General features: G+C 45.4%; 18 protein-coding genes. 13 read left to right on the forward strand and 5 right to left on the reverse strand.

Annotated features, from left to right (window positions below):
• Positions 1 to 29 precede the first annotated feature (29 nt).
• Entirely contained in the window at positions 30 to 3125 is a 3096-nt protein-coding gene (locus ABDW16_RS25420) for a tetratricopeptide repeat protein (RefSeq protein ID WP_343673689.1), read from the reverse strand.
• Between the two features lie 186 nt (positions 3126 to 3311).
• Here ABDW16_RS25420 and ABDW16_RS25425 point away from each other — a divergent pair, with 186 nt between their 5' ends.
• From ABDW16_RS25425 to ABDW16_RS25440, 4 genes are all read left to right on the forward strand, one after another.
• Positions 3312 to 3716: a hypothetical protein gene (locus tag ABDW16_RS25425; protein ID WP_343673690.1), complete on the forward strand. Its 405-nt coding sequence runs from the start codon at positions 3312 to 3314 to the stop codon at positions 3714 to 3716.
• A gap of 166 nt (positions 3717 to 3882) precedes the next feature.
• Positions 3883 to 4338: a polymer-forming cytoskeletal protein gene (locus tag ABDW16_RS25430; RefSeq protein WP_343673691.1), complete on the forward strand. Its 456-nt coding sequence runs from the start codon at positions 3883 to 3885 to the stop codon at positions 4336 to 4338.
• 179 nt (positions 4339 to 4517) lie between these two features.
• Positions 4518 to 4904 carry a hypothetical protein gene (locus tag ABDW16_RS25435; RefSeq protein ID WP_343673692.1) on the forward strand — a complete coding sequence of 129 codons (387 nt, stop codon included), beginning with the start codon at positions 4518 to 4520 and terminating at the stop codon, positions 4902 to 4904.
• Positions 4905 to 4910: 6 nt separating this feature from the next.
• Positions 4911 to 5531, forward strand: a complete 621-nt coding sequence (locus ABDW16_RS25440; RefSeq protein WP_343673694.1) for a SprT-like domain-containing protein — start codon at positions 4911 to 4913, stop codon at positions 5529 to 5531.
• On the opposite strand, the gene ABDW16_RS25445 is transcribed toward ABDW16_RS25440, so the two are convergent.
• Positions 5528 to 6526, reverse strand: coding sequence for a DUF4407 domain-containing protein (locus tag ABDW16_RS25445; protein WP_343673696.1), 999 nt, complete (start codon positions 6524 to 6526; stop codon positions 5528 to 5530). The genes ABDW16_RS25440 and ABDW16_RS25445 overlap by 4 nt on opposite strands.
• Positions 6527 to 6807: 281 nt before the next feature.
• The gene (gene sucC / locus ABDW16_RS25450) at positions 6808 to 8022 is read right to left on the reverse strand and encodes an ADP-forming succinate--CoA ligase subunit beta (protein WP_343673698.1); all 1215 of its coding nucleotides are present in this window, start codon (positions 8020 to 8022) and stop codon (positions 6808 to 6810) included.
• 284 nt (positions 8023 to 8306) lie between these two features.
• Between sucC and ABDW16_RS25455 the strand changes: the two genes are divergently transcribed.
• The 4 genes from ABDW16_RS25455 (at position 8307) to ABDW16_RS25470 (ending at position 13618) form a co-directional block, all read left to right on the forward strand.
• A complete protein-coding gene (locus tag ABDW16_RS25455) occupies positions 8307 to 9128 on the forward strand; it encodes a purine-nucleoside phosphorylase (protein WP_343673700.1) in 822 nt (273 codons plus the stop codon).
• Positions 9129 to 9190: 62 nt separating this feature from the next.
• Positions 9191 to 11158: a putative porin gene (locus tag ABDW16_RS25460; RefSeq protein WP_343673701.1), complete on the forward strand. Its 1968-nt coding sequence runs from the start codon at positions 9191 to 9193 to the stop codon at positions 11156 to 11158.
• 147 nt (positions 11159 to 11305) lie between these two features.
• Positions 11306 to 11521 (forward strand): hypothetical protein, encoded by a 216-nt coding sequence (locus ABDW16_RS25465; protein ID WP_343673703.1) that lies wholly within the window; start codon positions 11306 to 11308, stop codon positions 11519 to 11521.
• Positions 11522 to 11959: 438 nt separating this feature from the next.
• Positions 11960 to 13618 (forward strand): L,D-transpeptidase family protein, encoded by a 1659-nt coding sequence (locus tag ABDW16_RS25470; RefSeq protein WP_343673704.1) that lies wholly within the window; start codon positions 11960 to 11962, stop codon positions 13616 to 13618.
• Positions 13619 to 13831: 213 nt separating this feature from the next.
• Here ABDW16_RS25470 and ABDW16_RS25475 read toward each other — a convergent pair whose 3' ends face one another.
• Entirely contained in the window at positions 13832 to 15064 is a 1233-nt protein-coding gene (locus ABDW16_RS25475) for an NADP-dependent isocitrate dehydrogenase (RefSeq protein ID WP_343673706.1), read from the reverse strand.
• Between the two features lie 254 nt (positions 15065 to 15318).
• Positions 15319 to 16584 carry an NADP-dependent isocitrate dehydrogenase gene (gene icd / locus ABDW16_RS25480; protein ID WP_343673707.1) on the reverse strand — a complete coding sequence of 422 codons (1266 nt, stop codon included), beginning with the start codon at positions 16582 to 16584 and terminating at the stop codon, positions 15319 to 15321.
• Positions 16585 to 16779: 195 nt separating this feature from the next.
• Here icd and ABDW16_RS25485 point away from each other — a divergent pair, with 195 nt between their 5' ends.
• The 5 genes from ABDW16_RS25485 to ABDW16_RS25505 form a co-directional block, all read left to right on the forward strand.
• On the forward strand, positions 16780 to 17421 hold the full coding sequence (locus ABDW16_RS25485; protein WP_343673708.1) for a GDSL-type esterase/lipase family protein: 642 nt from the start codon (positions 16780 to 16782) through the stop codon (positions 17419 to 17421).
• Between the two features lie 305 nt (positions 17422 to 17726).
• Entirely contained in the window at positions 17727 to 18422 is a 696-nt protein-coding gene (locus ABDW16_RS25490) for a DUF5668 domain-containing protein (protein ID WP_343673709.1), read from the forward strand.
• 17 nt (positions 18423 to 18439) lie between these two features.
• Positions 18440 to 18787: a DUF4288 domain-containing protein gene (locus ABDW16_RS25495; RefSeq protein WP_343673710.1), complete on the forward strand. Its 348-nt coding sequence runs from the start codon at positions 18440 to 18442 to the stop codon at positions 18785 to 18787.
• A gap of 23 nt (positions 18788 to 18810) precedes the next feature.
• Positions 18811 to 19872 carry a histidine kinase gene (locus ABDW16_RS25500; protein ID WP_343673712.1) on the forward strand — a complete coding sequence of 354 codons (1062 nt, stop codon included), beginning with the start codon at positions 18811 to 18813 and terminating at the stop codon, positions 19870 to 19872.
• Positions 19850 to 20238, forward strand: a 389-nt coding sequence (locus ABDW16_RS25505) for a response regulator (RefSeq protein ID WP_343673713.1), incomplete at its 3' end; no start/stop codon positions are given. The genes ABDW16_RS25500 and ABDW16_RS25505, both read left to right, overlap by 23 nt.

Genomic DNA, 20238 nt, shown 5'->3' on the forward strand with positions numbered 1-20238 from the left:
TTTGTAATGTATACAAATTACAAACCTTTCTACTCTATAATATAATTATCCCCAAAATACTTCTTATACCCCTCCAAATCCTTCCTGGTATTCATCAAAATAAAATTATCCCTTGAAATTATAAACATAGAATAATCCGAAGGTCGCATCTGCGGGATAATCTTTCCCGCCCCCAACCTGATCTCATCAAAATAATCCAACGCCCTGTCTTCATTATCAAATAACCTGAAAATCAACAACACCTCTGTCTGACTCATCACATAACTCCCCACCTGTATTTTCTGATCCGGGTGATGTTCCTTATTGTATTTGGTAAACTGTTCCACCGATTCTTCCACCGCTTTCTTCGTCAATCTATTAAATGACATCACAACAAAATGCGGGGCATCTGCCACCAGTTTGTAAATAACCTTCGGTTTCATCGGCGGTGGCAGCGGTGCTATCTTTAGTTTTGCATTGTCTGCCGCCAGTTTAATAGAATCTGCTGTTGCCGTTTTCACCTGCGCATCTGTCAGTTCAGGATGTGGTCGCTGCCATGGATAGATCATGGTTATATCCTCATCCAGCTTTGGTGCTTCCGGTTTTCTTTCCAGTTCCAGCATGGAGAGGTACACTACCAGTGCAGGACGGTTGTCCAGCGCATCCAGCAGTTCTTTGGACCTTGCATATACCTGGTCGTCATTCTGGTATTTGTTCATGACGGTGACAAATGCCTGCCTACCAAACTCACAGGTATCCATCTTCGCAATAATCATGGCTTCCAGCAGGTCAAATTTCGGTTGCATGAAGTTGAGGCCGAAGGTGCTGTCTGCTTCTTTCTTCATGCGCAACGCCGTCTCGTAGTTACAATCCAGGTAAGCGCCATACACCTGCTCATATGCTGAAGAGATCTCTTTTTTCTTACCGATATTCTCATCCTTCAGCCCACCGAAACGGATAATGCTCGCAAACTTCGAATCTCCGTAGCTGCTCATGATCTGCTGGCGGAAACTGTTGGCCAGTGCAGTATGGTTCAGTTTATTATGCCAGATATACAGGGAGTAAATCACCTCCGTTTTGTTGGGGTGATGTGGATATCTGTTCAGTAAAGTATCGTACGTTTCAATACCCAGGTCTAAATTATCCAGGCCGTCGCTGTACAGTTTACCCAGGTCATAAAAGGCTTCTTCTGCAATGATATTGGATTTCAATAAGTCGTCCGGCGTCAGTGGCAGATTGGCGGCCAGGGTTTCTGCCGTGGTGCTGTCGGCTGGTGTCTCTTTCTTTTTCGGCTGACCATCGGGGTTTAAAGGATTGCCATTTTCATCCACCGGTTGCTGGTTTTCTTTTACCGCAACCACACCGTTCTGGCTGCGACGCCAGTTATCCGTGTTGCCGCGGTTCCCCCATTTGCGCTTAAACTCTTGGAAACCAGATGCTTTGCTGGCGGTATTATAGAAGTACCAGTCACCCTGGTCTGATTTCTGCCCGGTTTTGGTATTCAGGCCATTGTTACTGAAGGGATTGTTGGTATTGGCGCTGGCCATGGCTTCTGCCATGTCAGCAGCGGAATCAGGTTTTTCTTTCTTTGCTTTTTCTTCTGCGTCTTTACGGATTTGTACTGCCAGTTTCGTTAAGAATATTTTCCGGTCACTTTCAGGCATAGCTGCTATGCGCTGTAAGCTGTCCTGCAGCTGGATGGCCTCAATTTTCAACGCTACATCTGTCAGTACTTTTTTACGTTTATTCACCACTGCAGAGTCCTGGAATTCCGGTGGCATTACCGAAGCGGTGCTGTCGTAGAAGCTCTTGGCAGAGCGGTAAGTACGTTGTTCATAGTAAATGTCGGCAATCAGTTTGTAGGTGAGTGCTTTCTGCATAGGGTTGGGAGTCTGGCTTTGCGCGCTTGCTTTCAGTGACTGGCGCAGGTAACCGAGGGCTGCTTCCCTGTCGGTAGGCAGTACCAGCTGTGCCATGGTATAATAAATAGCATCGCGGAAGTCCTGGTATTTCTCTCGCTTCGCCATCTTTGCCAGGGTAGCGAGACTTTGATCCAGCGAACCGCCCGGCATCGTGGCTTTCAGTTTATTGATCGCAATCCGGGCCTGGAATTCCATCATCTGGTCCGGCTTGGTTTTGATCACATGGTAGTACATAGCGATGGCAGAATCCGGTTGGTTGTAGTTGGTGTACAACTGGCCCAGGATGTAAGCCATACGTGCTTTTTCATCCCTGTTTTGTTTCTTGTGTTCTGCAATTTGCAGGGGCTCGATGGCTTCCCGGAATTTCCCCTGTTTGTATAGGCTATAGGCTTTTACTTCTGCCAGCTCTCCATCCAGTCGTTTCGGAAAGTAAGGATCCTGGTCGAGCACGTTGATGATAGAGCGGGCTTCGTCGTAATTATTTTCTTCAATCTTGGTCTTTGCATTCCACACAAAGGCATCATTTCTGGCAAAGGTGTGCTTGAACCAGCCGATAGGCGGCTTCCGCTTTTCGCGGCTGGCCACGGTGATCTGGTCTTTTTCGACAGAACCTACTACAGATTTATATTCATTCTTCTTTTTAGGAAGATAGTTGGTATTGATAAAGTTGAAAGTCCGGCTTGCCTTATCCCATTCCCCCTGGAAAAAGTAGGCTTTACCGATCAGCAGGTAACTATCGTCCATCCATTTACTGCGTGGGTCATGGATCTGGATATTGATAGAAGCCTTTTCGATAACAGAGTCGAGGTCGCTTTTGCTGACGCCCTGGTTGGCAGTACTGTAAGGGTAGAAGGGGAGGAGGTAGTTATAGTTGTCCTGGCCGGTACGGCTTACATTGTGCGTAACCAGGCGCAGTTTCTTTTTTGCATTAAAATAGTAGTTGTAACGTGAAACGGTATTTTGTACCAGTTTCCGCTTAATGGTCCATTTCTTTTTAGCCAGGTCTTCTGAGGGAGGCCGCCTGTCATCCAGCTTTGGGCCTATGGGCCTTTGGATGGTTTTGGTCTGGACCTGGGAATTAGGATTCCGGGTGGTCGTGCGCGAATTCACATTAGTGCTATCCTTACGCTGTGCCTGTGCCTTTTGCACACTGAATACGCATACGAGGAATAATACCAGGCCGGTGTATGATATATGTTTATAAAATGATCTGCAAATATTCATGGATGCCAGGGTGTATAGGCTGAACTATATATAACTAAGATGTTAGGAATTTTATTTTTAAAGATAGGATAATTATTTTTTTCTCCCTGTTTTCAGGCAAATTGCAATTTTTTGCATAGTAAATAATATAAATGTTTAACTTTAGCCGGTTGATTATCAGAAATTATATCAGGTTATATTGCGGATATGGCTAACAAGCGCGATAAAAAAGGCAGAAATGTGGGACGGATAGGCAACAGGTACCGTCTGGTGATTATGAACGACAATACCTATGAAGAGGTCACTTCATTCAAACTTTCCCGGACAAGTGTGTATGTTGCATTAAGCACATTGTTCGTATTACTGGTAACCATTACCGTAGCCACCGTAGTATTTACGCCATTACGTTATTATATTCCAGGTTATGGAGATTTGAAACAACGTCGTGAGTTCATCCGGCTCAAGATGCGCACAGACTCCCTGGAAAATGCTATCAACGCGCGTGACAAATACCTGGACAATATTAAACAGGTAATCGGTGGGGACTTTTCAACCAGCAAGCTGGATACAACCACCTTAAAAGTACCAAAAGTAGATAACAGTACTTATTAAAGTAGAAGACTAAAAAATTAGGGCATCCTTATACGCTATGGGACACTACAACCGTTAGGGAAAAATGTGAATAACTTCTTCATTGACGTGATTTGCAGGCACTAGTAATACGTGAATAATTAATACTATCTTACAATCAGTTAAAAGCTGAAAAACCTAAAATCCTATGTTTAGCAACAACAACAACCGCAACACAAGAAGCGAGAGTAAAACAGTAATGCCTACTTCTAATGTAAACATTATTGGTAGTGGTACTTCTATTCAGGGAGATATTGTATGCGAAGGGGACATTCGCATTGATGGCCAGGTAAACGGCCTGGTTTCTACAAAAGCTAAGATTGTGGTAGGACCGGAAGGTGAGATCACCGGTGATCTTATTTGTAACAGTGCCGACATTCTCGGAAAGGTAACAGGTATTATCAAGGTAGAAGACCTGCTATTCCTGAAAGGCAATGCACTGGTGAAAGGAGATGTTTACACCGCTCATTTTGAAATGGAACCATCTGCTAAGTTCAATGGCCGTTGCTACATGGAGCCGGAAGACGTAGCAGCAGCTGCAGCTAACCAGAAAGAAAAGCATGGAAGATCCGTTGTCACAGAAAAAGCCACCGAAGAAGCCTAATTCGCTCTATCGGTACGGTGGACTTGCATTTCAGATGATGGCCTCCCTCGGATTGGCCGTTTTTGCCGGTTATAAACTAGACCAGCGAACAGGATGGCGTATTCCTGTTTTCATGATCATTTTTTCTTTACTGGCTTTAGCGGTAATTTTGTGGCAAATCATCAAAGATACCCGCAGGAATGACTGACAGGTTTTACTATAGGCTTATAGGCCTTTTTATCATATTGAATAGCGCGCTTATTTATTTCAATGCCCGGTTGCTGGAGAAAGGCGTACATCAGCATGTACTGCTCATTGGCAACCTGGCGTTAGCCGCTATTACCGGACTCTCTTACAGCATGAACCGTAAAGGCATCGCATCTGCCGACAACAACGCCTTCGTACGCAGGGTTTATGCTTCTACTCTTAGCAAAATGATGCTATGCCTGGTGGGCATTACTGTATATGTAGTACTGAACCGCGCCCATACCAGCAAAGAGACTATTTTCATACTCATGTTCCTGTATGTAGTGTACACGGTCGTGGAGACCCTAAGCCTGCAGCAGCTGACCAAACGGAAAAAGTAAGCGGTCGTGAAGCACGAACATCCCTTACAAGCATTAGCGGCCTACCTGCCCGAAGGAACCTTTGAGCAGGTGCTTGCTTATATCCGGGAATTTAAAGTACACCTGACTATTACCCGCGAAAGGACCAGCATACTGGGCGACTACCGCCATCCCGATTCCCGGGGCGGCCACCGCATCAGTATCAACGGCAACCTGAACAAGTACGCATTTCTCATCACTTTATTGCATGAAATGGCTCACCTGACTACCTTTAATTTATATGGTAACCGGGTAGCTTCGCATGGAAGGGAATGGAAACACCAGTTTTCGAATATTCTCAGGCAGTTTGTGGGAAAAGGATACCTGCCATCAGATGTGGAAGGAGCCCTGCGGCAGAGTATACAGAATCCTGCTGCCAGCTCGTGTGCAGATGATGACTTAATGCGGGTGCTGACCAGGTATGATCGCCGGAAGGCAAATCATTACCTGGTGGAGCAGTTGCCGCTGGATCAGTTGTTCAAAACAAAGGATGGAAGAATATTCCGGAAAGGTGAAAAGGTAAGAAAGCGCTACCGTTGTGAAGAAGTAGCTACTAAAAGAATGTATTTGTTCAGCCCCGTTTACGAAGTAGAAGTTATCGCCGCTTAGCGCACCACCATCATCCTGTTTTCGTACGCCCTTTCTCTCTTTTCAATTTTCTCTTTTCTGTAAATGATAAATGCATGTTCATGTGCTTCCAGCAGGTCATCGTATGGCCCGCGGGGAGAGATGAGTTTTACAAATACCGGCGCTGTTTCGATGGTGATGAACAGCAGGGTAATAAACCAGTTCGCCCATCTTACAGGCGCACTCTTTTCTGTAAGATGACCGAGTGCATCCAGTTGAGAAGCGAGGCCGTCAATGTGTGTACGGTCCAGTTGTGCTACCGTCGCCTTGAAAGTAGAATCGATGCCCGCCAGTTCTTTTCTTTTGCTGGCAATGAGGGCGCCGTTTTCGGCAGAGATTCTTTGCAGGGTTATGTTTGCACTGTCTGCATCTGCTTTCTTGGCTTTGTAAATAGGGCCCAGGTTTTTCACGCGTGAGCCACCGGTACCATCCGCTTCTTCCTGGGCAATTTTTTGCAGGGTATCCCGGCGCAGGGCCTGTGCCTGAATGCCTTTTTCAAGAACGGCAATTTCCCCATTCAGCTCGTTCATGCGTTGCTTGTAACGGGCTAGCACATTGTCCTCCTGGGTTTTGAACACCTGCTGTTCCATGATGATGAGTTCCTGCCTTATTTCTTTGCCAAAGACCTGCAGTTCCAGTGGTTTTGAAATCACAATGGCGATTAAAATGGCCAGTACAATACGAGGCAGGGCAATTAAAAACTCACTGCTGAATTTGTTGCGCTTTTTCATGCCCGACACAATGTACCGGTCTAAGTTAAAAATCATCAGACCCCAGATCAGTCCAAACAATAATGTAGACCAGAGCTGACCAAATACGCTCCATAGCGCATATCCCCCGGAGAAGGCGGCCAGCAAACCCGTAAAGAAAATAGTTGCCCCGATGCCCCCATATTTATTGGTTTCCGTAGGTGCCCGCCGAAGTAGGGGCACGTGTGCACCGGAGCAGAACAGGAAGAAATCGCCAATGCGTTTCATTGTTTTGACTGAATTTAATAGGTAATAAAAGATGCGTACCTGTAGGCATTCAGGTAATATGAGGATGGATAATAAAGGTAGGGATTTTTGGGGAAGGTGGGGTGGAAATGTGATGGGTTGTTTTAAAAAAGTGACAGAATTTGCCGGGCTCCCCACGCGACCATGGTATCAAAATTAAAGCTCGTCCCTTTGGGACGAGCTTTAATTTTGGCATGACCAAATAGCAATAGTCTATAGTAAAGAAAGCCCCGGGTTTTTACCAAAGGCTTTCTCCACTATTGCTATTTGCTCACGGCCTTATTCACCAGCGCAGCTGCCTCACTCAGCAAAATCGCAGACTGTACTGTCAAACCGCTCTCTTCGATCAGTTTCTTCGCTTCTTCAGCATTCGTACCCTGCAAACGTACAATGATAGGTACGTTGATATTACCGATTGATTTGTATGCATCGATTACACCCTGTGCAACACGATCACAACGAACAATACCACCAAAGATATTGATCAGGATCGCTTTTACTTTAGGATCTTTCAGAATGATACGGAAACCAGCTTCCACAGTCTGTGCATTTGCAGTACCTCCTACGTCCAGGAAGTTTGCAGGCTCACCACCACTCAGCTTAATCATGTCCATGGTGGCCATTGCCAGACCAGCACCATTCACCATACAACCTACGTTACCATCCAGTTTCACAAAGTTCAGGTTGTATTTACCTGCTTCTACTTCTGTAGGATCTTCTTCAGAAATATCACGCAGCGCCTCCAGGTCAGCATGACGCATCAGTGCGTTGTCATCCAGGTTCAGTTTACAGTCCACTGCAATGATCTTGTCATCACTGGTTTTGAACAGCGGGTTGATTTCCAGCATGCTCGCATCCAGACCTACATAAGCATTGTACAGGTTAGTCACGAACTTCACCATGTTTTTAAATGCTTCACCACTCAGACCGAAGTTAAAAGCGATCTTTCTGGCCTGGAAACCCTGCAGGGTAGTGTTAGGCTGTACCCACTCCTTGAAGATTTTTTCCGGAGTTTTGTGAGCCACCTCTTCAATGTCCATACCACCTTCAGTGGAGTACATGATTACGTTCTGACCTTTTGCACGATCCAGCAGGATAGAAAGGTATAATTCTTTAATGGGGTTAGGACCAGGATAGTACACGTCCTGAGCCACCAGTACTTTATTTACCAGTTTGCCGGCCTCTCCGGTCTGGATGGTTACCAGTACGCCGCCAAGGATGTTTCCGGCAATTGTTTTTACGTCTTCCGCATTTTTACCAACAGCTACACCACGCTGCTCTTTACCACGAATGGTACCTTTACCACGTCCACCGGCATGTATCTGTGCCTTTACCACTGCAAACTCATTACCATACTGTACCTTCAATTGTTTGTACGCTTCAGCCGCCGCTTCCGGAGTATCAACCGGAATCCCTTCCTGTACCGGAACATTGTATTTCTTCAACAGTTCTTTAGCCTGGTATTCATGTAAGTTCATCTGATAAAAATTTGCCGCTAAAATAGGGCATTATGATTTAAATATAAAACCCTAGCGTTTTGTGAATTTAAAAATAACTTTGCGCAACCCTGTCGAAAAGGTAACCGTCAGCATAAAACACCGCAGTGAGCCTGACAGCGATCTCTGACTACCGTCAGCCGAATATGTACGAATCGTTGGATATCATACAGTTATTCACAACGTGGCCCAGTTTCAAAATGACCGTTGCCTTATAAAAAACATGACAGGGATCAGCACCATAAAACTATAATTATTTTCAAAAAATGAGTGATCTGTTACAACAAATAGCTGCTGCTTCGGACTATATTAAGAAAATATGGTCCCTGACACCTGAGGTAGGTATTATTCTGGGAAGTGGATTGGGTAACCTGGCCGGCGAAATCTCGGAGGCCATCGAAATACCTTATGAGTCGATTCCCCATTTCCCTACCTCGACTGTCGAAGGGCATCGTGGCCGGCTGGTTTTAGGCAGGATGAATGGTCGCCCCGTAGTAGCTATGGCAGGTCGTTTCCATTATTATGAAGGTTTCTCCATGCAACAGGTAACCTTCCCGGTCAGGGTTTTCAAGGCCCTGGGTGTTCAGACCCTGTTGGTTTCCAATGCCGCCGGTGGCATGAACCGTGCTTTCAGCGTAGGTGACCTCATGATTATCCATGATCATATCAACCTGCAGCCGGAACATCCCCTGCGTGGCCCAAATATTGCTGAATTAGGTCCCCGTTTCCCTGATATGAGTGAGCCATATTCCAGGGCATTGATTGCCAGGGCAAAAGAAATTGCGGCAAACAATAACATTCCTGTACATACCGGTGTATACGTAGGGGTACAGGGCCCTACCTTCGAAACCAGGGCTGAATACAGGTATATGCACACCATCGGTGGCGATGCAGTAGGTATGAGCACCGTACCCGAAGTGATTGTAGCCATACACAGTGGTATGCAGGTATTTGCCATGAGCGTGATCACTGATATCGGCATTCGGGAAGAGGAAAATGTGATCACCCACGAAGAAGTGCTGGAAGCTGCCAATGCAGCTGAACCGAAATTAACACTTATTTTCAGGGAACTGATCAGCGTGTTATAAGGTTTTGCATAAATTGCACACTTTTCAGCTAGCACAAAAAGAAGCAGGAAACAAAACATAGAATGCGGTCATTTATTATTACGTTTTTATTGTTGGTCATAATGTCGCAGGTAAAGGCGCAGATTACCAGCCGTTTCAGTAACATGGGCAGCGGCGGTAGCTCTTCAAAGACGACAAAAGACTCCGGCTCTAACCACCAGGTACCGGACACACTGACCATCACTTACCGGAAATTGGGAGAACCCACCGATTACAGGATGGACTCCTCGATCTCCGATTTCAATGGCCCTTTTCTGAGAGTGCCCGCGAACTACATCTTTCTCGGTAACAATGGTTCCCCGGCACGCCCGGTGGCCTTCACACCTCGTATGACAGCAGGTTTCGACCCCGGTTTTCATAGCTTTGATGCCTACGGATTCAATCACGATAACGCAAGGATCTACTATTCCAACCGGCCGTATTCGGAACTGAATTATATGATCGGTGGTAACCAGGAACAGCAACTGGGTGTCATGCATACCCAGAACCGTACGGACAAGTTCAATTTTGGGTTTGAGTACGAGAAGATTTACGCCCCCGGCGCTTTCCGCTCGCAGACCACCAACCATAACATTTACCGCCTGACCGGGCGGTATAACTCTAAGGACAAGCGGTACAATGCCACCCTTAGTTACTACTATAACAAGTATGCGAATGGTGAAAACGGAGGTATCAAAAACGATGATGACCTGGACAATCCCCGCTATAGCCAGCGTAAAACCATCGACGTAAACCTGGGTAACGATGCCAGCACTACCAGCAGCCTTTTTAACTCCACCATCCCGGTAAAGAGTTCGATAGACCAGGCAGGCTTTCTCTTTATGCAGTCGTACGACTGGGGAAAAGGGGATACCATCCATGTGAACGATACGACGGATGTATATAAATTCGATCCTGTATTCAGGGTGCAATACACTTTCAAACTGAATTCAGACCAGGTAGCCTACCTGGATCCTACACCGGATACGTTTTTCTATACCAACCATTATGGCTGGGCATATTCCGGCGATACGATCCGGGCAAAGCACAATTTTAAAACGATTGCGAACGACCTCTCGCTGGTGCAGTTTCCCATCAGGGGCAACCAGGCACACTTTATCACAGCAGGGGCCAGGATCGAAAATACCACCGGCACCTTCCTGGATGCAGATATCAAATTCAGCAACCTGGCCCTGCACGGAGAATACCGCAATAAGACCCGGAACCAGAAATGGGATTTTCAGGCCAAAGGTGAATTGTACATGGCAGGAGAGAACCAGGGGGATTATAGCGTGAGCGGTATGCTGAGCCGATACCTGAACCCTACATTAGGAAACGTGCGGTTAGCATTTTCGAACGTGAACAGGGAACCATCGTATGTGTACAAGTATTTTGCGAGTAACTACGATAGCTGGTACAACAACTCGCTGGCCAAAGAGAATATTTCCAAATTACAGTTCATAGCAGACAATCCTAAGCTGAAATACAACCTGACAGTGAATTACTACATCATAGGCAACTACACCTATATGAGTAATTACTATACAAGTGCACAGGCAGAGGCGATTTTCAATATGTTGGAAATCATGTTCAGCAAGAAGTTTACCTGGAAACACTGGAACTGGTATGTAGATCTGACCTTCCAGCAGGTACATGGCACTGCGCCGGTGAACATCCCTACATTGTGGACCCGCCACCGCATCGCTTACGAAAACAGGTTGTTTAACAACCTGAACCTGATGGTAGGTGTGGAGGCAAAATATATGACTGCTTACAATGCGGATGACTACTCTCCGGTAATCGGTCAATTTGTGTATCAGACTACCCAAAAGGTTCAATATTACGCACCTGATCTGTCTGCATTTCTGCATTTCCGTATCAAATCTTTCAATGCATTTATCAGGACAGAAAATCTGAATACTTTTTTTGCTACAAATAACTTTGCCGGACCGCATTATCCTTACAATAACTTCCAGTTCAGGCTGGGATTGCGCTGGTGGTTTGTAAACTAAAATTAGTAGTAGTGTAATGGATTGATAATTAATATATTACTTTAATAAGGGCCTAAACCGTTTTAGCGTGTTTGGGCCTTATTTTTTTCACCGACTGTGATCATCTGGCGTAAACTTTGTTTAACTTAATGGTAAAATGATACGATTATGAAGGCGTTTACCGTAGTTTACAACAGAAACAGATATTCCGTTCAGCCTATTAATGGCCACTCTCCGCGGTTTAAGGTGAATTTAAATGGGAATGACGTATTCTTCGAGCACGATCTGGATGGTCATATACGTGCAGAAGCTACTAAAGTTGCCAGTATGTCCCTGTTATTAGCTATCGCACACCAGATAGAAGAAAATCACGAAGAGAAGTAGTCATCACCACCATTAGTAATAAATCCTGACCCTTTTGCCCCATACCATCTCCAATGAAATAACTTACTCTTGATTTCCGCGTTAACTTGTTATTGACTTTTGAAAAGCAGTAATGTGAGGGCTTTGTCATGTTTGCAAAGTTTGTTGTTACATTATTTGCTTTCGGCCCCTCGTTTGATTTTTTTAAGATACCTTTGCAGAACAATTCGAACTTATTTTTTGAATGCATTAAAGAAGAAAGGATGAAAGTAGTCATGTCAATATTAAAGTTCATACAGTCTTTGTTTGTGAAGAAGAACTGTTGTAAATAATCAGCATTTTAAAATATTAACCCTGAAAAATGTTAGCATCAATTTTGTAGTATTATTACGACCCCGTCAATAACTTCCATGAAAATATTTTCAAATACGTACCTTTAATCAATTGTTTCAAACGCCAATGAAGTATAAGTTTGTAAGGGACATACTGCTATGTCTTGTAGCATCGTTTGCATTGTTCTCCTGCCATCGGAAGCGGGAACTCCGGAAAAGAGAAATAGTGAGGGACGTGAAGCAATTGGGCGAAGTCGTACCGGAACAAATAGGTGAGCGACTCAGTTACACGGCTGATAACAAAGCCCTTGAGGATAAAGTACCGGTACACAGCGTACCTGCGTTACAGTACTTTTACCAGCTCACCGCCAACCAGCCCAAATGGTCTGTAGACGGACAATTGCTTCCTGCTGTAGATTCGATGTTGTATTTCATTGACCACGCCGACGAAGTAGGTTTGCCAGCAGGTATCTACCACCGTAGTGCACTGGATGCTGCCATGCAGGAACTCCACGCTGCTACCGGTTCAGGCAAGGATGCCGCGCTCCTGGCGCAGGTAGATGTCATGATGACGGATGCATTTATGAAAATGGCTACCCATCTCCGTTATGGTATTGCACCACGCGATAGTATCACGCTTCGGCCAGATTCTGTGATTACAGATACTACACTGGTACAGCTGCTCACCACTGCATTAAAAGACAATAACATCTCTGGCACTTTTCACCAGCTGGAACCAGCGAACGAAGGCTATCATGCATTGAAAGCAGCGTTGCTGAATTTCAAAGCAAAGTACCAGTCCTTACATTGGGATTCACTGCCTGTTGCCTATGCAGATACGCCTGCTTTTAAACAATTGGTGCTGAACCGCCTGGTGCAGACAGGGCATGCGGATACATCTAACGGACATGGTTCTGATACGACCTTACTAAAAGAAGGTGTAAAAGCATTCCAGCATGAATTCAATTTATATGAAGATGGACAGGCAGGTAAGAAAACCGTCCAGGTGATGAATAAATCATTTCATGACTGGATGATACAGGCAGCTGTGAACCTGGATCGCTGGCGCAAGTGGCCGGATTCATTGCCTACCCGCTACATCTTTGTAAATATTCCTGGTTATCACATGATGGTATGGGATAGTGGGCAGGTGATTCTCGACTCCCGTGTAATTGTTGGGGCGCCCCGTACCCGCACGCCGCTTCTGAATTCAAGGTTGTCGAACTTCGTGATGTATCCATACTGGCGGGTGCCATTTAGTATTTCTATCAAAGAAATGTTGCCGGCTATTCAGAAGGATCCGCATTACTTAACTAAGAAGAACCTGGAAGTAATAGACAGGGATGGCAATGCAGTAGACCCGGATAGTGTACCGTGGAAGAAGTTCAATAAGAATTATTTCCCTTATGTACTTAGGCAGATGGATGGCCTGGAAAACTCATTGGGGATTATGAAGTTTAACTTCTTTAACAAATACGCTGTATACCTGCACGATACGAATAACAGGGGGTTATTCAAAAATGCTTATCGTGCCATGAGTCATGGTTGTGTACGCATTCAGCAATGGGATAGTCTGGCAATGTATTTAATAAAAGATGATAAACGCTTCAAACGTGATAGTGTGCGTGCCTGGTTAGATAAAGGCCAGAAAAAGCAAATTGATTTGTCGAAAGGTATTCCCATCTATTTACGCTACTACACCGCCGAGGGCAAGGATGGAAAGATGATGTTCTATGAAGACATCTATGGCGAAGACAAAGTCCTCAAAAAACTAATGTCATTATAATCGTTTTTTCTGCGCCGCAGGCATCTACTGCGCGCAAAATTCACTATAACCGTATTTCCCAGCGCCGCAGGCATCTCCCCCGCGCGCAAAAAAAAACGCTTTTACCGAAGGTAAAAGCGTTTTTTTTTGCCACCACCAACCTCCCTAAAGTAACAACGTCCCCCCACAAAGGAAGGACGTCGTCTCATATCAGTATTGCAAACGTGTGACTACTTATTTACCAAGTTTTACCTTCAGTGCATCATCCAATGCCGTCAGGAATTCTTCAGTGTAAAGATAATGCTTTCCGTGTTCAACTTTATTACCATGAATACAAACAGCCAAATCTTTCGTCATCTTTCCACTCTCCACAACCTCTACACAAACCTGCTCCAGTGCATGACAGAAATCAATCAGTGCCTGATTAGAATCAAGACGACCTCTGAATTCCAGACCTCTTGTCCATGCAAAGATAGATGCAATCGGGTTGGTAGAAGTAGGCTTACCAGCCTGGTGATCACGATAGTGACGGGTTACAGTACCATGCGCAGCTTCTGCTTCCATCACTTTACCATCTGGTGTAACCAGGGTAGAAGTCATCAGACCCAGTGAACCAAAACCTTGTGCAACAGTATCAGACTGTACATCACCATCATAGTTCTTACAAGCCCATACAAAGTTACCATTCCATTTCAGTGCGCTGGCCACCATGTCATCGATCAGGCGGTGCTCATAAGTCAGACCAGCAGCATCGAATTGCGCTTTGAATTCCTGCTGATAAATTTCTTCAAAGATATCTTTGAAACGACCATCATATTTTTTCAGGATGGTGTTCTTGGTACTCAGGTACAAAGGCCATTTCTTGATCAGCGCCTGGTTGAAACAAGCCCTTGCAAAACCTTTGATAGATTCGTCGGTGTTGTACATAGCCAGTGCTACGCCGTCGCCTTTGAAGTTGTATACTTCATGTTCGATCACTTCACCGTTTTCGCCTTCAAACTTAATAGTCAGTTTACCTTTACCTTTTGTTACGAAGTCAGTAGCACGGTACTGGTCACCGAAAGCATGACGGCCGATGCAGATAGGAGCAGTCCAGTTAGGAACCAGGCGTGGAACGTTTGCAGTCACGATTGGCTCACGGAAAACTGTACCATCCAGGATGTTACGGATAGTACCGTTTGGTGATTTCCACATCTGTTTCAGATTGAACTCTTTTACACGAGCCTCGTCAGGAGTGATGGTGGCACATTTAATACCTACACCCACTTCTCTGATCGCGTTCGCAGCATCTATAGTTACCTGGTCGTTGGTTGCATCACGATGCTCCATGCCAAGGTCAAAGTATTTAATATCAACGTCAAGATAAGGAAGTATCAGTTTATCTTTAATGAATTTCCAGATGATCCTGGTCATCTCATCTCCGTCCAGTTCTACGACAGGATTAGCGACTTTAATTTTTTCTGCCATTTTCGGGTTTGATTTTTAAATAGTTACGAGTAATCGCGAAATATACAATAATGGGGCACAATTTACAAGTTTTTCGATTTTCAAGGTAAATTCAATTCATCCTTTCCTGCTGGTTCAGTTCATTCTTTCCTGCTGGCTGCAGGCCGGACCTGCCGGGGGAAATTGCTGTTGTATCCACCTATAGTCACCAAGGGCCGGCTAAAAAGCTCATCGCTTCTTAGCCAGCCCCTTACAAACTTATAAACAGCCCTTTATTACAGGTGCTTGATCACTTCATCGGCAAACTCACTGGTTTTTACCAGGGTTGCATCATCCATCAACTTGTAGAAGTCGATAGTCACACGCTTACGTGCAATCGCTGTGCTCAGACCATGAACGATCATGTCTGCAGCTTCCTTCCAACCCATATATTCCAGCATCATCACACCACTCAGTATCACAGAGCTGGGGTTCATGGTATTGGTATTGGCAAAGCGTGGTGCAGTACCATGTGTAGCTTCGAACACCGCATGACCGGTCAGGTAGTTGATATTCGCACCAGGTGCAATACCAATACCGCCTACAGCCGCTGCCAGGGCGTCAGAAATATAGTCACCGTTCAGGTTCAGGGTAGCTACTACTGAGTAATCCTGTGGTGCCAGCAGAATTTGCTGCAGGAAGTTGTCAGCGATCACATCCTTAACAATCAGTTTTTTATGTGCCGTAGCAATGCCCAGTTCTTTGTTGGCTTCCTCTTCACCTTTCTCTTTCTTGGTAGCTTCCCACTGTTCCCAGGTATACACCTGGTCGGCGAACTCACGAACTGCCAGTTCATAGCCCCAGTTTTTGAAACCACCCTCTGTGAATTTCATGATGTTACCTTTGTGCACCAGGGTTAAAGAAGGTAATTTCTTCTCGAGTGCATACTTAAGGGCTGCACGTACCAGGCGTTCAGTACCTTCTTTAGAAACCGGCTTGATACCCAGGGAAGAAGTTTCAGGGAAACGGATCTTTTTCACACCCAGTTCTTCCTGCAGGAACTTCAGCAGTTTTTCAGCTTCTGGTGTACCATACATATATTCGATACCGGCATAGATATCTTCCGTGTTCTCGCGGAAAATGACCATGTCTACTTTCTCAGGGTGCTTAACAGGAGAAGGCACCTTGTCGAACCAACGTACAGGGCGTACGCAGGCATACAGGTCCAGTTCCTGGCGCATGGCTACGTTCAGGGAACGGATACCACCACCCACCGGGGTAGACAGCGGTCCTTTGATAGAAACCAGATATTCCTTGAAGGCGTCCAGCGTTGCTTTTGGCAGCCATTCACCTGTCTGCTGGAAGGCTTTTTCACCCGCCAGTACCTCTTTCCATTCTATCTTTCTTTTTCCACCATAGGCCTTTTCGACAGCGGCGTCAAATACTCGCACGCTGGCAGCCCAGATATCCGGCCCGATACCATCACCTTCAATAAAAGGAATAATGGGATTGCTGGGAACCGATAACTGGCCATTGGTCATTGATATTTTTTCTGCCGGCATAAAACTAGTTTCTTTACGTGTTCGTAATTTTGTAAAAAATATTCGAGCGCAAAGGTACTAATTAATGACCGAAACGTAATGTTAAAGCAGTGATTCTTCCCGGTTTTCCTGCCTGACAGTTTAAAAACTATCCCTATGTACAAATTATCTTTAATTTGCTTTTTGTTCCTCACCTTACAGGTTAAAGCAAATTCCATGAAGACTCCCAACGATACCACCGTATTTACCTATCTGGCCCTGGGCGACAGCTATACCATTGGCGAAGGTGTGGGCGAAAACGACCGTTTCCCTGTTCAGACCGTTAAGATTCTGAAAAACAGTGGGATAGAAGTGGCGAATCCCAAAATAGTGGCCAAAACCGGCTGGACTACCATCGAACTGAATGATGCCCTTAACGCGGACCCGATCAACGAAACTTATGATATCGTCACCCTCCTGATTGGGGTGAACGACCAGTATAGGGGCTTTCCGGTAGAAAGTTACAAACCCTGGTTTACCAAACTGCTGGAAAGGGCTATTGCCTATGCTGGCGGAAAGGCCAGCCATGTAGTGGTGATCTCTATTCCTGACTGGGGTGTGACCCCGTATGCCGAAGGTCGTGACAGGGATGAAATAGCAGGGCAGATAGACCAGTATAATGAAGCCAACAAAGGGATTGCAAAGAAGCATAAAGTAAAATACCTGGATATCACTGCCGATACCCGCGAGGTGATGCAGGATCCTGCTAATTTACTGGTGAAGGATCAGTTACACTATTCAGGACAGGAAATGGGGATGTGGGCAGCAAAGCTTTCTATCATATTGAAAGCCATATTGGCGCCACCACCGGCTTACTAAAAGCCCCGCCTTTGAAACTGGTCACAGGCTACTCCGTCTTGCCAAAAGCCCGCCTTAAAAGCCGGCCGCAGGCCCGCCCGCACGAAAAAGCGCTTTTGCCGAAGGCGAAAGCGCTTTTTCGTAAAAATTCCCCCGCCCCGGAAATTTCACCGACCTTTTCCTGCCGCTTACCGCCCGCCCCCCATTTTTAACCTAAACCCCCTTCCTAAACCCACCCCTCCTTCCTAAGTTTGTATCGTAAATGAAAACAAACAATGCGAAATAAAGACTATTACAGACGAAGAAACCACGAAAAGCACGGAGCAATGAAAGGTTTTATCATCCTCCTGGTAGGTGTTTTCCTCTTATTGCACAATCTCGATCTCGACATTCCCCGCTATATCGTATCCTGGCAAATGTTGATAATGGGTATAGGACTTATTCTCCTGGCAAAAAGTGAATTTAAAAATGTAGGAGGTTTGATAATGATAGTCGTTGGTGGTGTGTTTATGATAAAAGAATATTTTGCCCTGCCATTAGATTTAAATCGTTTTCTCTGGCCGGTGTTATTAATCCTGGTAGGTTTACTTTTTATCATTTTCCGGCCCGGGTCAAGAAAGAAATACCTGGATGATGAAGAAAAGGAATATAAAGTAGTTCCTGATCTGTATCCTGAAGGTGAAGATTATATCAATGCAGATATTGTATTCAGTGGCGAAAACAGGCTCATCGTATCCAAGCAGTTTAAAGGTGGGCGCATCTCCACAGTCTTTGGCGGTTGTGATGTAAACCTTTTGCAGGCAGACTTTGAGGGTACGATCGTACTCAATTGCGACTGTGTATTTGGTGGTGTAGAGCTGGTCGTTCCTGCCAATTGGGAAGTGAAAATTATGACCAGCAGCGTATTTGGCGGAGTAGAAGATAAACGTCCGATAGAACTCATAGGTAGCAACCCTAACAAGGTGCTCATCATCAAAGGTAGCTGCGTATTCGGCGGCATCGAAATTAAAAGTTATAGCTGATCTAAAATATTAAAGTTATGCAATGGTTTGTAGCCAAGATCGTATACCAGATCATTACTGGCACCGGTTCTCACACACCGCAGTTCGATGAACAGCTGCGTCTGATCAGTGCCGGCAGCAAACAGGAAGCCTGGCAAAGAGCTTGTGAACTCGGTAAGCACGAACAATATTCTTTTAAGAACCAAAAACAGGAACTGGTAGAATGGCGTTTTATCAGCGTACCGGAAGTCAATAGCCTGGAAACCCTGGATGATGGTATGGAACTGTACTCACGTATAGAAGAACCCGGAGACCCAAACGCTTATATCTCATGGTTGCAGGTAAGAGCAGCGCAGTTGAATGGAGTGGATGTACATGCTAACTGAATGTAACATATTAACACAACAATTTGGCAAATCAACTCATATCAGATAAATCATTTCGCTGGGCCTTTGCAGCCACCGGCTATGTATCACTGATAGTGCAGGCAGTGCTGTTGCAGTTCTGGTTCCATTTTTCTGATTCCGTTTCCTGGGTCGACAGTGGTATCCACATTGGTTTTCTGGCGCTGGCAGCATTGACCATCAGTTACAGCCTGGCCTATTACCGGCCGCAGAAAGGAAAGGCTTTTTTCGTGCTCTGCTTTTCAACCTCCCAGGCATTGATCTGGATCTCGCTGAGCACATGGGCCCTGCAATATACCTTTCAGGACAACAAATCTTACCTGGAATGGATCCATTTTGCAATGCCGGTCAGGTTCCTTTTCGGATGGTTACTGATTACAGGCGTAGCGTTCAAAAGCCTCTACTGGTATGACCTGGAAGAACAGCGGCAGGAGTCAGACAGGAAACAGGCCACAGAAAGATTAGCGCGCGAAGCAGAATTGTACAAACTCAGACAACAACTGCAACCGCATTTTTTATTCAACAGCCTGAACTCTATCAATGCATTGATTGTATTGCGCCCACAGCAGGCAAGAGAGATGGTACTAAAGCTCAGTGATTTCCTGAGAGGTACCCTGAAGCGAGAAGACCAGCAATGGATTCTGCTGCCCGAAGAACTGCAATATTTACAATGGTATCTCGATATAGAAAAAGTGCGCTTCGGCCACCGGTTAACCACAGAAGTAAAAGCAGGTGAAGAAGTGGAAAAGATGATGATACCACCCATGCTCCTGCAACCTGTTGTAGAAAACGCCATCAAGTATGGATTGTACGATACTACAGATGCGATCACAATTACCATACAGGCATGGGCGGTAGACGACCTGCTGTATATACAGGTACAGAATCCATTCGATGCCGACCTGGCACAAAAGCCGGCTGGTACAGGTTTTGGATTAAACTCTATCCGTCGTAGGTTGTACCTGCTCTTTGCAAGACAGGATTTACTGGAAACGGATGCTAAAGACAATATTTACACAACACTGATTAAAGTGCCGCAACGCTATGATAAAAGCAGTAATAATTGATGATGAACCACTGGCCAGGGAAATTGTAAAAGAATACCTCGGAACATTTACACAGATCCAGGTATTGCAGGAGTGTAATGATGGATTTGAAGGATTAAAGGCAATACAGCAACACCAGCCGGATATCATTTTCCTGGATGTGCAGATGCCCAAGATCAATGGATTTGAAATGCTGGAACTGGTAGAGGAACTGCCGGCGGTGATCTTTACAACTGCTTTTGAAGAGCATGCCATCAGGGCGTTTGAAGTGAATGCAACAGATTACCTGTTAAAACCCTTCTCTAAGGAACGCTTTGACAAGGCCCTGCAGAAATGGTTGGATAAGCGACAGGAAGCAGTACCTGCTGCAGAACCACCACCAGACCC

This window comes from Chitinophaga sp. (assembly GCF_039596135.1).
In the GTDB taxonomy this organism is placed as follows: Bacteria; Bacteroidota; Bacteroidia; order Chitinophagales; family Chitinophagaceae; genus Chitinophaga.